The sequence below is a fragment of the Pseudomonas sp. LBUM1679 genome (assembly GCF_059695565.1).
Map to the genome: position 1 here is coordinate 4,993,092 of NZ_CP166774.1, position 16,481 is coordinate 5,009,572.

At 60.6% G+C, this 16,481-nt stretch carries 14 protein-coding genes; 3 read left to right on the forward strand and 11 right to left on the reverse strand.

The window, feature by feature from the left end; translation table 11 throughout:
• Positions 1–36 precede the first annotated feature (36 nt).
• From ACA062_RS22745 to ACA062_RS22765, 5 genes are read right to left on the reverse strand one after another with little or no spacing between them, the layout of a single operon-like run.
• Entirely contained in the window at positions 37–309 is a 273-nt protein-coding gene (locus ACA062_RS22745; RefSeq protein WP_497453110.1) for a DUF2160 domain-containing protein, read from the reverse strand.
• A 10-nt stretch (positions 310–319) separates the two neighbouring features.
• Positions 320–1,120, reverse strand: coding sequence for a carbohydrate ABC transporter permease (locus tag ACA062_RS22750; RefSeq protein WP_128871325.1), 801 nt, complete (start codon positions 1,118–1,120; stop codon positions 320–322).
• 8 nt (positions 1,121–1,128) lie between these two features.
• Complete coding sequence (locus ACA062_RS22755; RefSeq protein WP_497453111.1) at positions 1,129–1,995, reverse strand: carbohydrate ABC transporter permease; 867 nt, start codon at positions 1,993–1,995, stop codon at positions 1,129–1,131.
• A complete protein-coding gene (locus ACA062_RS22760; RefSeq protein ID WP_497453112.1) occupies positions 1,992–3,089 on the reverse strand; it encodes an ABC transporter ATP-binding protein in 1,098 nt (365 codons plus the stop codon). The genes ACA062_RS22755 and ACA062_RS22760 overlap by 4 nt, the downstream gene beginning before the upstream one ends.
• Positions 3,089–4,183 carry an ABC transporter ATP-binding protein gene (locus ACA062_RS22765; protein ID WP_497453113.1) on the reverse strand — a complete coding sequence of 365 codons (1,095 nt, stop codon included), beginning with the start codon at positions 4,181–4,183 and terminating at the stop codon, positions 3,089–3,091. The genes ACA062_RS22760 and ACA062_RS22765 overlap by 1 nt, the downstream gene beginning before the upstream one ends.
• Positions 4,184–4,579: 396 nt before the next feature.
• Between ACA062_RS22765 and ACA062_RS22770 the strand changes: the two genes are divergently transcribed.
• The gene (locus tag ACA062_RS22770) at positions 4,580–6,427 is read left to right on the forward strand and encodes a sigma-54-dependent Fis family transcriptional regulator (protein WP_497453114.1); all 1,848 of its coding nucleotides are present in this window, start codon (positions 4,580–4,582) and stop codon (positions 6,425–6,427) included.
• Positions 6,428–6,640: 213 nt separating this feature from the next.
• On the opposite strand, the gene cysS is transcribed toward ACA062_RS22770, so the two are convergent.
• On the reverse strand, positions 6,641–8,023 hold the full coding sequence (cysS, locus tag ACA062_RS22775) for a cysteine--tRNA ligase (protein WP_497453115.1): 1,383 nt from the start codon (positions 8,021–8,023) through the stop codon (positions 6,641–6,643).
• A gap of 25 nt (positions 8,024–8,048) precedes the next feature.
• Entirely contained in the window at positions 8,049–9,746 is a 1,698-nt protein-coding gene (locus ACA062_RS22780) for a glutamine--tRNA ligase/YqeY domain fusion protein (protein ID WP_497453116.1), read from the reverse strand.
• A gap of 279 nt (positions 9,747–10,025) precedes the next feature.
• Between ACA062_RS22780 and ACA062_RS22785 the strand changes: the two genes are divergently transcribed.
• The gene (locus ACA062_RS22785; RefSeq protein ID WP_497453117.1) at positions 10,026–10,529 is read left to right on the forward strand and encodes a peptidylprolyl isomerase; all 504 of its coding nucleotides are present in this window, start codon (positions 10,026–10,028) and stop codon (positions 10,527–10,529) included.
• The gene (gene lpxH / locus ACA062_RS22790) at positions 10,526–11,278 is read left to right on the forward strand and encodes a UDP-2,3-diacylglucosamine diphosphatase (RefSeq protein ID WP_497453118.1); all 753 of its coding nucleotides are present in this window, start codon (positions 10,526–10,528) and stop codon (positions 11,276–11,278) included. The genes ACA062_RS22785 and lpxH overlap by 4 nt, the downstream gene beginning before the upstream one ends.
• 124 nt (positions 11,279–11,402) lie before the next feature.
• Here the strand turns inward: lpxH and ACA062_RS22795 are convergent, their stop codons facing one another.
• The 4 genes from ACA062_RS22795 to ACA062_RS22810 form a co-directional block, all read right to left on the reverse strand.
• Positions 11,403–12,932 carry a DHA2 family efflux MFS transporter permease subunit gene (locus ACA062_RS22795; protein WP_497453119.1) on the reverse strand — a complete coding sequence of 510 codons (1,530 nt, stop codon included), beginning with the start codon at positions 12,930–12,932 and terminating at the stop codon, positions 11,403–11,405.
• A 193-nt stretch (positions 12,933–13,125) separates the two neighbouring features.
• Positions 13,126–14,328: an HlyD family secretion protein gene (locus ACA062_RS22800; RefSeq protein ID WP_497453120.1), complete on the reverse strand. Its 1,203-nt coding sequence runs from the start codon at positions 14,326–14,328 to the stop codon at positions 13,126–13,128.
• 15 nt (positions 14,329–14,343) lie between these two features.
• Positions 14,344–15,813, reverse strand: coding sequence for an efflux transporter outer membrane subunit (locus ACA062_RS22805; RefSeq protein ID WP_497453121.1), 1,470 nt, complete (start codon positions 15,811–15,813; stop codon positions 14,344–14,346).
• Positions 15,810–16,283, reverse strand: a complete 474-nt coding sequence (locus tag ACA062_RS22810; protein ID WP_497453122.1) for a MarR family winged helix-turn-helix transcriptional regulator — start codon at positions 16,281–16,283, stop codon at positions 15,810–15,812. Before ACA062_RS22810 ends, ACA062_RS22805 begins: the two co-directional genes overlap by 4 nt.
• Between the last annotated feature and the right edge of the window lie 198 nt (positions 16,284–16,481).

Below are 16,481 nucleotides of genomic sequence, written 5' to 3' on the forward strand. Positions count from 1 at the left end.
TTTAAGTTTCGGAGCAACATTGCCGATCGATTTCGACTAGCCCCAGCGCATCACAGCCAACAGCCACACCAGGGACACCGCGAACGCGACCCAGATGCTCCAGTCGGTTGCGCCGATTACCAGCAAATGCAGGTAGGCGCTGCCGAGAAGACCGATAAACAGCCGGTCGCCACGGGTGGTGGCAATCGGCAAGAAACCACGCCGAGGGACACTCGGCGAACGTAGCTCCCAGGTCGTCATGCCCATCAGGATCAAGGCAATGGCGCTGAAGAACGCCGCGGTGGGGACGGTCCAACTCATCCATTCCATCATCAGTTCCTCATACCCGGCCCAGGGCAAAGCCCTTGGCCACGTGGTTGCGAACAAACCAGATCACCAGCATGCCCGGCAGGATGGTCAACACCCCCGCCGCCGCCAGCACGCCCCAGTCGATGCCCGACGCCGAGACCGTGCGCGTCATGACCGCCGCGATGGGCTTGGCGTTCACCGAGGTCAGGGTTCGCGCCAGCAGCAGCTCGACCCAGGAAAACATGAAGCAGAAAAACGCCGTGACACCGATCCCGGAGCCGATCAGCGGGACGAAAATCTTGACGAAGAACTTGGGGAAACTGTAGCCGTCGATGTAGGCGGTTTCGTCGATCTCCTTGGGCACGCCGGACATGAAGCCTTCGAGAATCCACACCGCCAACGGCACGTTGAACAGACAATGGGCCAACGCCACCGCGATGTGCGTATCGAACAGCCCGATCGAGGAGTACAGCTGGAAGAATGGCAGCAGGAAGACCGCCGGCGGTGCCATGCGATTGGTCAGCAGCCAGAAGAACAGGTGCTTGTCGCCGAGGAAACGATAACGCGAGAACGCGTAAGCCGCCGGCAGCGCCACGCTCAGCGAGATCACCGTGTTCAGGCTCACGTAGTACAGCGAGTTGAGGTAACCGTTGTACCAGCTCGGGTCAGTGAAGATCACCTTGTAGTTGGCGAAGGTGAAGTCCTGGGGAAACAGCGTCAGGCCACCGAGGATTTCGCCGTTGCTCTTGAAGGACATGTTCAGCAGCCAGTAGATCGGGACCAGCAGGAACAGGATGTAGATCAGCAGGGGAATGAGCTTTCTTTTACTCATGGCGGACCTCAGCGGTTGGCGTCAGAGTGAGTCATGGCGGTGTAGAACAGCCAGGACACCAACAAAATGATCAGGAAATACACCAGGGAGAAAGCAGCAGCGGGGCCCAAGTCGAATTGCCCTACGGCCATCTGCGTCAACGTCTGACTCAAGAACGTCGTGGCATTGCCCGGACCGCCGCCGGTCAACACGAACGGCTCGGTGTAGATCATGAAGCTGTCCATGAACCGCAACATCACCGCAATCAGCAGCACGCTCTTGAGCTTGGGCAGCTGGATGTGCCGGAACACCGCCCAGGCCGAGGCCCGATCGATCCGCGCCGCCTGGTAGTACACGTCCGGAATCGCCCGCAGGCCGGAGAAACACAACAGCGCCACCAACGACGTCCAGTGCCAGACGTCCATCACCAGCACCGTGACCCAGGCGTCCATGGTGTTGGATGCATAGTTGTAGCTGATGCCCATGGCATTGAGGCTCGAACCGAGCAGGCCGATATCAGCCCGGCCGAAGATCTGCCAGATGGTGCCGACCACGTTCCACGGGATCAGCAGCGGAATCGCCAGGATGATCAACACCAGCGACGACCAGCGCCCCTTGGTCGGCATGGTCAGGGCGATGGCGATGCCCAGGGGGATTTCGATCAGCAGCACGCACCCGGAGTAGATGAACTGGCGCAGCAGCGAGTCGTGCAGACGCGGATCGAGCAACACTTGCCGGTACCAGTCGGCGCCGACGAAGTAGCGGCTGGACTGGTCGAAGATGTCCTGCACCGAGTAGTTGACCACGGTCATCATCGGGATCACCGCACTGAACGCCACCAGCAAAAACACCGGCAACACCAGCCACCACGCCTTGTTGTTGTAGACCTTGTTCATGGCTGCGCCTCCAGCAGGTAGTCATCGGCATACACCATCAACCATTGCGCCGGGAAGCTGATGTACGCCGTACCTTCGGGCACCGGCTTGTCTTCGGCCAGGCGCACTTTCAGCGGCGCGCCGTCGAGGTCCAGGGTCACGATCTTGTAGGTGCCCAGGTCTTCGACGTGTACGACCCGGGCCTGCATCGCGTCATCAAAGGGTTCATCCCACACGTGGACGAATTCCGGCCGGATACCGACCTTCAGGGTCTGCCACTCGGATTCGGCGATGCGCAGTTGCTGTGCAGCGGACAGCGGCAAATGGGTCGAGGCGAACCCGACACCCCCCGGTTGCGGCTTGACTTCAATCAGGTTCATGCCCGGGCTGCCGATGAAATAGCCGACAAAGGTGTGGCTCGGGCGCTCGAACAGTTCCCGCGGCGTGCCGAACTGCACGATCTGCCCGCCGTACATCACCGCAATCTTGTCGGCAAAGGTCGAGGCCTCCAGCTGATCGTGGGTCACGTAGACCATGGTGATGTTGAATTGCTCGTGGATCTGCTTGAGCTTGCGCCGCAGCTTCCACTTCAGGTGCGGGTCGATCACCGTCAGCGGTTCGTCGAAGAGGATGGCCGAGACGTCATCGCGCACCAATCCCCGGCCCATGGAGACTTTCTGTTTTTCATCGGCGGTGAGGTTGCGCGCCTTCTTGCTCAGCAGTGCCTGGAGGTCGAGAACTTCGGCGATTTCCTGCACCTTGCTGTGAATTTTCGCCTCGGCCATGCCCTGGTTGCGCAGCGGGAAGGCCAGGTTGTCGTACACCGTCATGGTGTCGTAGACCACCGGAAACTGGAAAACCTGGGCGATATTGCGCTTCTCCGGGGTCAGCTCGTTGACCACTTTGCTGTCGAACAGCACTTGGCCCTGGGACGGGCTGAGCAGGCCGGAAATGATATTGAGCAACGTCGACTTGCCGCAGCCCGAAGGCCCGAGCAAGGCGTAGGCTCCGCCCTGCTCCCAGACATGGTCCATCTCGCGGATCGCATAATCGTCAGGGCCGGTCGGCGTGCGGGTGTAGCTGTGGGCGAGGTTCTGCAAGCGGATTTCGGCCATCAGGCAACCCTCGCGATACGGCGACCGGGCGCCTGGACCAGCCGCCCCTGGGGATCGAACACAAACAGTTTATGGGTCGGGATGTAGATGCGAATCGGCGCGTCGACATCGTATTCATGGACCCCGGGCAGGTGCAGCACCAGCAGGAAATGCTCGTTGCGCACGTGCAGGAAAGTTTCCGAACCGCTGATCTCCGCGACTTCGACGGTCACCGCCAGTTCCAGATCGTCATCGTTGCTGGGCACCAGCGAAATGTGGCTGGGCCGCACGCCGAAGCGGAACTCGCCCTCGCCCACCGGCCGTAGATCCACGTTTAACGGAAAGTGCACGAAGTTGGCGAAACTCACTTCGTTGCCGGCGATGCGGCCGGGCATCAGGTTGATCGGCGGCTCGCTGAACAATTCGGCGGCCAGTACGGTCTGCGGCTGGTGATACACCGCGGAGGACTTGCCGCTCTGGACCACCCGGCCTTCATGCAGAATGGTCGTGGTGCCGCCCAGGGCCAGGGCTTCGTTGGGCTCGGTGGTGGCGTAGATGGCGATGGTGTGATGCGCCTTGAACAGCTCACGCATCTCCTGGCGCAGTTCTTCGCGCAATTTGTAGTCGAGGTTGACCAACGGCTCGTCGAACAGGATCAGCTCGGCGTCCTTGACCAATGCCCGGGCCATGGCCGTGCGCTGTTGCTGGCCACCGGAGAGTTCCAGCGGATAGCGCTGGAGGAATTTTTCGATGCGCAGCATCTTCGCGGTTTCCAGCACCTTGCTCTGGATCAGCTCGTTGGAAACGCCGCCCTGGCGCAACGGCGAAGCAATGTTCTCGAACACCGTCATGGTCGGGTAGTTGATGAACTGCTGATAGACCATCGACACGTTGCGCAAACGCACCGGGCGCTGGGTGACGTCGACGCCATTCATCAGGATGCGGCCGCTGTCGGGCTTGTCCAGCCCGGCCATCAGGCGCATGAGGCTGGTTTTGCCGGACAGGGTGCGGCCAAGCAAAACGTTGAAGGATCCAGGTTCGAAACTCAAGTTGGCATCGTCGATCCAGGTCTGGCCTTCGACGGTACGGCTGACGTGCACCAGGGTTAATGACATGGCTCGGCCTTTTTATTATTGGAGTCAAGCGACCTGAGCAACAGAGCGACATTCGTGCCAGATTTTTCAAGCTATTGATCCAGATCGAAAATCCTGCCGATGGAGGAAAAACAGCGTTCGTTGCTGAACAGAAATGAACAGCCATGACTGAACATTTGAACAATCCGTCGATTGACAATGAACAATAGTGAACAACACTCTATGGACCGTTTCGCGCTCCCTGTAGGAGCCCGGCTTGCCGGCGAAGGCGATTTCGATGACGCCTTCGCCGGCAAGCCGGGCTCCTACAGTATGCTCCGGGCGCAGGACAGAATTGCAAAACCTGTGGGAGCGGGCCCGCTCCCACAGGGGAGTACCTATAACAACAATAAAAGCGTTATTCAGAGACTGACTGCCATGGCCGCACCCGCCCTGCCGCTCTCCCATGACGCCATCATTCAGGACTCCTGGTCCCGTTGTCGCGCGTTCGGTCTCGACCATCAAAGCGCCCCGGCATTCGACCAGTTGCCACCCGAGGGCATCGCCCGGCTGCTGGAGAGCCAGCATTCACTGGTGCAGACCACCCATCAGGAAGTCCTGCCGTATTACGAAAACATCCTGAGCAATTCCAATTGTTTGATCATGCTGGCCGATAATCAGGGCCAGGTACTGACATCCTGGGGTACCCAGCGCTTTATCGAACCCAGCCTGACCCGCGGCTTCAGCGCCGGCGCCAGCTGGATGGAGCGTTGCAGCGGCACCAATGCGATCGGCACCGCATTAGCCTGCGAGCAGGCGGTGCATATCGAACACGATGAACATTTCCTCAAGGCCAACCGCTTCATGACCGGTTCCGCCGCGCCGATTTTCGATGCCGAACGCAAGGTGATCGCGGTACTCGATGTCTCCAGCGACAGCTACCTGCCGCCGTCCCACACCCTTGGCATGGTCAAGATGATGAGCCAGACCGTGGAGAACCGGCTGATCCTCAACCTGTTCCATGGCCAGCACTTTCAACTGACCTTCAACACCGGGCTGAACAATCTCGACAGCCAATGGGCCGGGCTGTTGATTTTCGATGAGAGCGGTCAGGTGCTGTCGGCCAACCGCCGGGCGGACAATCTGCTGGGTATCAGCCTGTCGCGGGTCAGTGTTGAAAGCTTGTTCAAGGTTGCGCTTCTGGAACTGCTGAGCCAGCCCGAAGGCGTACCATTTGCTCTGCAAGCCTCTGGACGCAACCGCTTTCAGTGCTTGTTGAAACGGCCGAAACAAGTACCGGTCCAGGCGCGGCTGTTTTCTGAACCCAAGGGCGCCGAACCCACGGTGACTGCCCCTGCTGCCATCAGCCTGAACACCCTGCATTTCGGCGACAGCCGCGTGGAAAAAGCCGTACGCCAGGCCGAGCGCTTGTTGGAAAAGGACATTCCACTGTTGATTCATGGGGAAACAGGCGTCGGCAAGGAAGTCTTCGTCAAAGCCTTGCATCAGGCCAGCTCACGCAGCAAACAATCGTTCATCGCCGTTAACTGTGCGGCGATCCCCGCCGAACTGGTGGAGTCGGAACTGTTCGGCTATGAAAAAGGCGCGTTCACCGGAGCCAACCAGAAAGGTAGCATCGGCCTGATCCGCAAGGCCGACAAAGGCACGCTGTTCCTCGATGAAATCGGCGACATGCCGCTGCCGACCCAGGCCCGCTTGCTACGTGTGTTGCAGGAGCGTTGTGTGCAACCAGTGGGCAGTAGTGAGTTGTTCCCCGTGGATATCCGCATCATTTCCGCGACCAACCGCTCGTTGCGCGAGCAGGTGCAACTAGGGCGCTTTCGGGAAGATTTGTACTACCGCATCGGCGGCTTGACCCTGGAACTGCCGCCGTTAAGGGAGCGCAGTGATAAAGAGGCCTTGTTCAAACGTCTGTGGGAACAGCACCGCGAGCCGAGCCAATGGGCCGGCTTGAGCAGAGAGGTTTTGGAGTTGTTCGGCCGCCACCCGTGGCCGGGTAATTTGCGCCAGGTCAGCAGCGTGATGCAGGTGGCGCTGGCCATGGCCGAGGAACAACCGGTGCGGCCGGAACATTTGCCGGATGATTTTTTTGTCGATCTGGAGATGGAGCCGGTTGAATTGGATGAACCGTTGGCGGTGGATTTGAATGATGTGGAGGAGTTGAATCGGCAGTTGCAGGCGGTGGGGGGGAATATCTCCCATTTGGCCCGCAGGCTTGGAGTAAGCCGCAATACCCTCTACAAGCGGCTGCGCCAGGCGGAGTGACGAGTGATCCGCAATGGCTGTGCCTGGCTTAAGACCATCGCGGGCAAGCCCGCTCCCACAGGGATTTGTGTCGTACTCGAAACTGAATCCACCTCGACCACTGTGGGAGCGGGCTTGCCCGCGATGGCGTCAGCCGGGGCACCACTGCATTTAAGCCCTCCCCCCAAACAAAAACCCGCACAAGGCGGGTTTTGTTTGTAACCAATCAAGCAATCAGTCAGCCAGACGCCAGGTCGTCCCACCCTTGCCGTCTTCCAGCACCACGCCCATGGCGGTGAGCTGGTCGCGGATGCGGTCGGATTCGCCCCAGTCTTTACCGGCACGCGCCGCCAGCCGCGCAGCAATCAGCGCCTCGACTTCGGCTGCATCCACGCGCCCTTCGGCACCGGCCTGCAGGAAGTCGTCAGCTTCAAGCTGCAATACACCCAGCACGCTGGCCAGCTCTTTCAAACGGGCAGCCAGACCGGCCGCTGCGTTCAGATCGCTCTCGCGCAGACGGTTGATCTCGCGCACCATCTCGAACAGCACCGCACAGGCTTCCGGCGTGCCGAAGTCGTCGTTCATCACCTGGGTGAAACGCTCGACAAAGGCTTCGCCGCCAGCAGGCGCCACGTTCGGCAGGCCTTTCAATGCGTGGTAGAAACGCTCGAGGGCGCCCTTGGCGTCCTTGAGGTTGTCTTCCGAATAGTTGATCGCGCTGCGGTAGTGGCTCGACACCAGCAGGTATCGCACGACTTCCGGGTGGTACTTTTCCAGCACGTCGCGGATGGTGAAGAAGTTGTTCAAGGACTTGGACATCTTCTCGCCATTGATGCGAATCATGCCGCAATGCATCCACGCGTTGGCGTAGGTCTTGCCGGTGGCCGCTTCGCTCTGGGCGATTTCGTTTTCGTGGTGCGGGAACTCGAGGTCGCTGCCGCCGCCATGAATGTCGAAGGTCTCGCCCAGGCAGCAGGTCGACATCACCGAGCACTCGATGTGCCAGCCCGGACGACCATCGCCCCAAGGCGAAGGCCAGCTCGGTTCGCCCGGCTTGGCGCCTTTCCACAGCACGAAGTCCAGCGGATCCTGTTTCGACTCGTCGACTTCGATCCGTGCGCCGATACGCAGGTCTTCGATTTTCTTGCGCGACAGCTTGCCGTAGCCCATGAACTTTGCGACGCGGTAGTAGACATCGCCATTGCCCGGGGCGTAGGCGTAACCCTTGTCGATCAGGGTCTGAATCATGCTCTGCATGCCAGCGATGTGATCGGTGGCCCGTGGTTCCATGTCCGGCTTGAGGATGTTGAGGCGCGCCTCGTCCTCGTGCATCGCGGTGATCATGCGCTCGGTCAGCACGTCGAACGGCTCGCCGTTCTCCTTGGCCCGATTGATGATCTTGTCTTCAATGTCGGTGATGTTGCGCACATACGTCAGGTTATAACCGCTGAACCGCAGCCAGCGGGTCACCAGGTCGAACGCGACCATGCTGCGGCCGTGGCCAATGTGGCAGTAGTCGTACACGGTCATCCCGCAGACGTACATGCGCACATTGTTGCCATCGAGCGGCTTGAAGACTTCTTTGCTCTTGGTGAGCGTGTTGTAGATCGTAAGCACTGAGTGCTCCTTCCTTAACGCTGAATCACTGGCCCCACGAATCACGCAGGGTCACGGTACGGTTGAACACCGGACGACCGGGTTTCGAGTCCTTGATATCCGCGCAGAAGTAACCTTCGCGCTCGAACTGGAAACGGTCTTCCGGCTGTGCATTGCCCAGCGAAGGCTCGGCACGACAACCGGTGAGGACTTGCAGCGAGTCAGGGTTGATGTTGTCCAGGAAACTGGCGCTGTCTTCGGCCTTCTCAGGGTTGGCCGAGCGGAACAGGCGATCGTACAGACGCACTTCGCACTCGACGCTGGCAGCGGCCGGCACCCAGTGCACCACGCCTTTGACCTTGCGGCCTTCAGGGTTCTTGCCCAGTGTTTCCGGGTCATACGAGCAACGCAGTTCGACGATGTTGCCATCGGCGTCCTTGATCGCTTCGTCGGCACGGATCACGTAGCTGCCGCGCAGACGCACTTCGCCGTTGGGTTCCAGGCGCTTGTAGCCTTTTGGCGGCTCTTCCATGAAGTCTTCACGGTCGATGTAGAGCTCACGGGCGAACGGCAGCACGCGCACGCCCATGTCTTCTTTCGGGTGGCACGCCAATTCGAGGTTCTCGACCTGGCCTTCCGGGTAGTTGGTGATCACGACTTTCAGCGGACGCAGCACGCACATGGCACGCGGGGCGCTGTGGTCGAGGTCGTCACGGATGCTGAATTCGAGCATGCCGAAGTCCACCACGCCGTCGGAACGGTTGGTGCCGATCATTTCGCAGAAGTTGCGGATCGATTTCGGCGTGTAGCCACGACGGCGGAAGCCCGACAGCGTGGACATGCGTGGATCGTCCCAGCCATTGACGTGTTTCTCGTCCACCAGCTGCTTAAGCTTGCGCTTGCTGGTGATGGTGTAGTTCAGGTTCAGGCGGCTGAACTCGTACTGGCGCGGGTTGGCCGGTACTGGCAGGTTCTCGAGGAACCACTCGTACAGCGGACGATGGCTTTCGAACTCCAGGGTGCAGATCGAATGGGTAATGCCTTCGATGGCGTCCGACTGACCGTGGGTGAAGTCGTAGTTCGGGTAGATGCACCACTTGTCACCGGTCTGGTGGTGGTGCGCGTGACGAATGCGATACATGATCGGGTCGCGCAGGTTCATGTTCGGCGAGGCCATGTCGATCTTGGCCCGCAGCACGCGTGCGCCGTCCGGGAACTCGCCGGCGCGCATGCGGGCGAACCAGTCGAGGTTTTCTTCCACGGAGCGGTCACGGAACGGGCTGTTCTTGCCCGGTTCGGTCAGGGTGCCGCGGTATTCCTTGGCCTGTTCCGGGCTCAGGTCGTCGACGTAGGCCTTGCCGGCCTTGATCAGTTCGACGGCCCAGTCGTGCAACTGGTCGAAATACTGCGAGGCATAGCGCACTTCACCGGACCATTGGAAGCCCAGCCATTTGACGTCGCTTTCGATCGCGTCGATGTATTCCTGGTCTTCCTTGGCCGGGTTGGTGTCGTCGAAACGCAGGTGCGTGACGCCGCCAAATTCCTGGGCCAGGCCGAAGTTCACACAGATCGACTTGGCGTGACCGATGTGCAGATAACCGTTGGGCTCAGGCGGGAAACGGGTGACGATCTGCGTGTGCTTACCCGAGTCCAGGTCCGCCTGGATGATCGGGCGCAGGAAATTGACCGGCACGGCAGGGCCGGTCTTGGAATTCGAGGTAGGGTCGACAGTGGGCTTGCTCATAGGATCCTTGAACGTACAAGTGCGCGGCCAGTTGGCCAAATCAAAGCGGCTGTTATAAATCAAAGGGGCTTATCATAGCCGAAGCTGTCAAGTCGCTGACAGAGCAGGCCCGAAAACGGCTGCATTTAATCGGATGCAAATGAAAAACGGCCTCGAAATTCGCGCCTGTCGCGCTAAACTGCGCACCTTGGCCAACATTGGCCGGACCGGTTGAGGGCTGCACAGCCCCGAAACCCACGAATTCCCAGAAAACGCTTTACCTCATTAAGAGTACCGATCATGACCCAAGTCAAACTGACAACAAACCATGGCGACATCGTCCTGGAACTGAACGCTGAAAAGGCACCGCTGACCGTTGCCAACTTCATCGAGTACGTCAAAGCCGGTCACTACGAAAACACCGTGTTCCACCGCGTCATCGGTAACTTCATGGTCCAGGGCGGCGGTTTCGAGCCAGGCATGAAAGAAAAGAAAGACAAGCGCCCAAGCATCCAGAACGAAGCCGACAACGGCCTGCCGAACGACAAGTACACCGTCGCCATGGCCCGCACCATGGAGCCGCATTCGGCTTCCGCCCAGTTCTTCATCAACGTGGCTGACAACAGCTTCCTCAACCACAGCGCCAAGACCACCCAGGGCTGGGGCTACGCGGTATTCGCCAAAGTGGTTGCCGGTACCGACGTCGTCGACAAGATCAAAGCTGTTTCCACCACCATGAAGTCCGGCCACCAGGACGTGCCAGCAGAAGACGTGATCATCGAGAAAGCCGAGATCGTTGAGTGATACTGCTGATTTCAGACTTGCATCTGGAAGAGGAGCGCCCGGACATTACCCGGGCGTTTCTGGATTTGCTCGCCGGGCGTGCCCGCTCGGCGAGTGCGTTGTACATCCTGGGCGATTTTTTCGAGGCGTGGATTGGCGACGATGCCATGACCGCCTTCCAGCGTTCCATCTGCCAGGCCCTGCGCGACCTCAGCGACAGCGGCACGGCCATTTTTCTGATGCACGGCAATCGCGACTTCATGCTCGGCCAGGCCTTCTGTAAACAGGCCGGCTGTACGCTGCTGAAGGACCCGAGTGTCGTGCAGCTCGCAGGCGAGCCGGTGCTGTTGATGCACGGCGACAGCCTGTGCACCCGTGACGTCGGCTATATGAAGCTGCGCCGCTACCTGCGCAATCCCGTGACCTTGTTCATCCTGCGCCATTTGCCCCTGGGCACCCGGCAGAAACTGGCGCGCAAGCTGCGCAGTGAAAGCACGGCCCAGGTGCGGATGAAGGCCAATGACATTGTCGATGTCACGCCGCAAGAAGTGCCGCGGATCATGCAGGCCTACGGGGTGAAGACCTTGATCCATGGCCATACCCATCGCCCCGCCATCCACAAGTTGCAGATTGGCGAGCAGGCGGCCAGGCGCATTGTGTTGGGGGATTGGGATCGTCAGGGCTGGGCGTTGCAGGTGGATGAGCAAGGGTTTGCGTTGGCGCCATTCGATTTCGCCCCGCCACCGCAATTGGCAGCACCTGCTAACTGACAGACGAACATAAGAACCTGTGGGAGCGGGCTTGCCCGCGATAGCGGAATCACATTCAACAACTTTGTTGATTGATCCACCGCCATCGCGGGCAAGCCCGCTCCCACAGGGTTTTGTGGTTGGCTTAATGGCCGGAGGTTGCAGGCCCCGCCTTTGCCGCAAACGGCGGTTTCGCCAGCCACACCAGCAGGATCAAACCCATGAACCCCCATCCCACCAACGTGAAGTAATCCACGGTGGAGAGCATGTACGCCTGACTGGTCAGCACATGGTCCAGCTGCGCATAGGCCTGATTGCCCGCCCCGCCCAGCGCATTCAGCGCATCCCGTGTCGCCGGCTCATAGGTGCTGATGCTTTCGCTCATATAGGCATGATGCTGGTCCGCCCGACGAATCCAGATCCAGGTGGTCAGCGACGCCGCAAAACTGCCGCCCAGGGTCCGCAGGAAGGTCGCCAGGCCGGCGCCGTCGGCGATCTGGCTCGGCGGCAGGTCCGACATCAGAATGCTCAAGGTCGGCATGAAGAACAGCGCCACGCCAATGCCCATGAACAGCTGCACCAGGGCGATGTGCTGGAAGTCCACTTCATTGGTGAACCCGGCCCGCATGAAGCAACTCAGGCCGATGCACAGGAACGCGCCGCCGGCCAGCAGCCGCAGGTCGAACTTGTGCGCGTACTTGCCGACAAACGGCGACATCAGCACCGGCAGAATCCCGATCGGTGCCACCGCCAGACCGGCCCAGGTCGCCGTATAGCCCATCTGGGTCTGCAGCCATTGCGGCAGGATCAGGTTGATCCCGAAAAACCCGGCATAACCGCCCACCAGCACAATGGTGCCGATACGGAAATTGCGATACGCAAACAACCGCAGGTTGACCACCGGGTGCTTGTCGGTCATTTCCCAGATCACGAACACCGCCAGCGCAATCACCGAAATGGCCGCGCCGATGATGATGAAATTCGACTCGAACCAGTCCAGGTCGTTGCCCTTGTCGAGGATCACCTGCAACGCGCCGACGCCAATGATCAAGGTGATCAACCCGACGTAATCCATCGGCTGATAACTGGTCACCACCGGCCGCGCCTTGAGCTGCGCACGCACCACCATCACCGCAAAAATCCCGATCGGCACGTTGATGAAGAAGATCCACGGCCAGCTATAGCTGTCGGTGATCCAGCCGCCAAGGATGGGACCGGCAATTGGCGCGACCACCGTGACCATCGCCAGCAACGCCAGGGCCATGCCGCGCCTGGCGGGCGGATAGACGGCGATCAGCAGCGTCTGGGTCATCGGGTACAACGGACCGGCGACCAGGCCTTGCAGCACCCGAAAGCCGATCAACTCTGGCATCGAGGTGGAAATGCCGCAGAGAAACGAGGCCAGCACAAACAGAATGGTCGCCCAGAGAAACAGCTTCACTTCACCGAAACGCCGGCTGAGCCAGCCAGTCAATGGCAGCGCAATCGCGTTGCTCACCGCGAACGAGGTGATGACCCAGGTGCCCTGCTCCGAACTCACGCCGAGGTTGCCGGAGATCGTCGGCAGCGCCACGTTGGCGATGGTGGTGTCGAGCACCTGCATGAAGGTCGCCAGCGACAGGCCGATGGTGCTGAGCAGCAGGCTGGGTGGGGTGAAAGACGCGTTATTGCTCATCGCGAATCCTTTGAAACTGGGCAGGCGCGGCCCCTTTCAACAGGCGCCGCTGATCCTGTGGGAGCGAGCTTGCTCCGGGCGGCGCTCCGACGATAGCGGTGGATCAATCAACAAATATGTTGAATGTAAATCCGCCATCGTCGGAACGCCGCCCGGAGCAAGCTCGCTCTCACAGGGTCGGTGTGATGGCCAATCAGCGGTTCGCGGTCTTGCTGACCGCAGCGCTGTTGTCGTGGATCAACTGAGTGATCATCGCGTCGGCCTCGACCAACTGACGGTCGTAGACGTTGGTGCTGAACGAAGCCTTTTGCGGCGGCTGTTGTGCCAGCACCGGGCCGCTCTGGTCATGCAGGTTCACATCGACCTGGGTCGACAGGCCGACCCGCAATGGATGTTTTGCAAGCTCTTCGGCGTTGATGTGGATCCGCACCGGCACCCGCTGGACGATCTTGATCCAGTTACCGGTAGCGTTTTGCGCCGGCAACAGGGCAAAAGCGCTGCCGGTGCCGGCGCCGAGGCTGTCGATGGTGCCGCTGTATTTCACGTCGCTGCCGTACAGGTCGGCTTCGATGTCCACCGGCTGGCCGATGCGCATGTCACGCAGCTGGGTTTCCTTGAAGTTGGCGTCGATCCACAGTTGATCCAGTGGAATCACCGCCATCAACGCCGTGCCCGGCTGAACGCGCTGACCGAGTTGCACGGTGCGCTTGGCGATATAACCGGTGACCGGCGCGATCAAGGTGCTGCGTGCATTGTTCAGATAAGCCTGACGCAATTGTGCGGCAGCAGACATCACATCCGGATGCGACGACACCACGGTGTCATCCACCAAGGCGCTGGTGGTTTTAAGCTGCTGCCTGGCGTTGGCCAGGGCGTTTTGCGCCGAGGTCAGGTCGTCGCGAGCGTGGGACAGCTCTTCCTGGGAAATCGCTCCGCCGGCCGCCAGATTCTTGCGGCGATTGAAGTTGTCCTGGGCCTTTTGCACCTCCGCCTGCTGCGCATTGACCTGGGCTTTCATGCCGTCGACGTTGCTGTACAAGCCGCGCACTTGGCGCACGGTGCGAGCAAGGTTGGCCTGGGCGCTTTGCAAACCGACCTGGGCGTCGTTCGGGTCGAAGTTGATCAGCACCTGGCCTTCATGGACCAGGTCGCCATCGTCGGCGCCGATGCTGACCACGGTGCCGGTGACCAGCGGGGTGATTTCCACCACGTTGCCGTTCACATAGGCATCATCGGTGCTTTCGTTCCAGCGCCCGTAGAGTTCGTGATAACCCCAGACACCCAGACTGGTGAGTATCACCACCAGCGCCAGGACCACCAGCATGACTTTGCGCTTGCGCTGATTGCTCGCGTCTTGTGGGGTGTCAGGGGCTTGGGTTGTATCGGCAGTAGCCATGACGAATACCTTGAATTAGTTGTGCTGCGTGGCTGGGGTTGCGTTGGCTGCGGTCAGGGTGTCGCCCTGAAAGCCGCCCCCCAGCGCCTGCATCAGTTGAATCGACAGATCGATCTGCTCGGCATTCAGGCTGGCCAGCTGACGCTGGGCCTGGAGCAATTGCTGCTCGATGCTGAGCACGTCGAGGTAGTTGCCGATGCCGGAACCGTAGCGCTGGACCACGGTGTCGTATGACTGCTGGGCAATGTCGGTGGCGTGTTGCTGGGCGCCGATCTGCCGGCCGATATCGCGCAACTGGTTAATGGTGTCGCTGACATCGCCCAGGGCCTTGACCAGGCTTTTGTTGTACTGCGCCACCGCGAGGTCGTAATCGGCGTCGCGGGCATCGAGGTCGGCACGCAGGCGGCCACCGTCGAAAATCGGCACGGAAATCGTCGGCGCAATGTTGAAGAAACGACTCGCGGAACCAAACATTGCATCGCCCAGCAACGACTCGGCACCGGCCGCGGCGCTCAGGTTGAGGTTGGGGTAGAAACGGGTTTTGCCGGCGTCGATGTTCTTGCTCGCGGCTTCGACCCGCCAGCGCGCCGCCACCAGGTCCGGACGACGACCGAGCAGCTCGGCCGGCAGCACTGATGGCAGTGCCACGGCGCTGGCCTGGAGGATGTTCGGCCGGGCGATGTCATTACCGCGATCAGGACCTTTGCCGAGCAAGACGGCCAAGGCGATTTTCGCGCTTTGCAGGCGTTTTTCGGCGTCGATCAGGCTGGCTTGGGAAGTGGCCTCCAGGCTTTCGGTCTGCTGGAACTGGTACTGGCTGTCGATCCCCGAACTCAAGCGCCGCTGGCTCAGGTCGAGCATTTGCCGGGTACGCTTGAGGTCTTCGCTGGCCAGGTCATGGACGATGTACGCCTGCCCCAGATCGCTGTAGGCGCGGGCGACATCGGCCGCCAACGTCAACTGCGCCGCCTGCCGGTCGACTTCGGCGGCACGGGCCTGGCCCAGTGCGGCTTCCCAGGCGTCGCGCTGGCCGCCCCAGAGGTCGAAGTTGTAATTGAAACTGGCGCCGATGTTGCGCACGGTGGAGTAGGCATCACCCTGCCCGTTCGGGTCTTGATCGCGGGCCAGACGCGAACGGCTGACGCCGGCGCTGGCATCGAGGGTCGGCATCCGCTCGGCGTCGGCGGCGGAAGCGGCGGCGCTGGCCTGATGGGCGCGGGCGTCGGCGATTTGCATGTCCGGGCTGTCGTGCAGGGCTTCGCGGATCAGACCGTCGAGCTGCGGGTCGCCGAGGCTTTTCCACCAGTCGCTTTTCGGCCAGGCCGCCGGCGACAGGGTCACGCCGCTGAGGGATTGTCCGGCCTTGAGGTTTTTCGCCTCGAGGCTGACGCCTTCGGTGTCCAGGCCGCTGTAGCTGGCGCAACCGGCCAGGCTCATGGCCAACAGCACCAGGCTGAGGCCGGTGCGCAAGGTTTTACTGTTCATTTGTCACCTACCCGCAGCAGGGTGATCGAGTCACCGGCGGCCACCAGGATTTTCTTGAGGATCTGTTCCAGGGTGTTCAGTTCTTCCGGGGTGATGGCCCCGGCCAGTTCATTCATGGCGTCGGCGCCGATTTCGGGCAAACGGTCAGTCAGTCGCTGGCCTTGTTCGGTCAGCACCAGTTGCACCTGGCGGCGATCCGCCGCGGACCGTTGGCGGGCGAGGAAACCTTTCTGTTCCAGACGGTCGAGCATGCGGGTCATCGAACCGCTGTCCAGGGACAGGTGACGACAGAGCTCGGCCGGGGTATCGACGCCAAACTGGGCCATGATGATCAGCACCTTGAACTGCGCGGCAGTGATGCCATGCGGTTCCATGTGGGTGTCGATGATCCGGTCCTTGAGCAAGGCCGCGCGCCCGAGCAGCAGGCCGAGATGGCACGTGTGGAATGCGTCCGGAGTGAAGTGTTTCATCTGTCCACCAATTAGCTGCCTAGGCAGAGAATGTATGTCCAGATGTTACTGCCTAGGCAGCGAATGTCAATGTAATAGTTAGGTTGCTTGCTATTACCCTGATAAAAGGCGCCGGATTATGTGGCGTCCACGCCGACGCCATCGCGAGCAAGCTCGCTCCCACAGGGATCACATTGAACCTGTGGGAGCGAGCTTGCT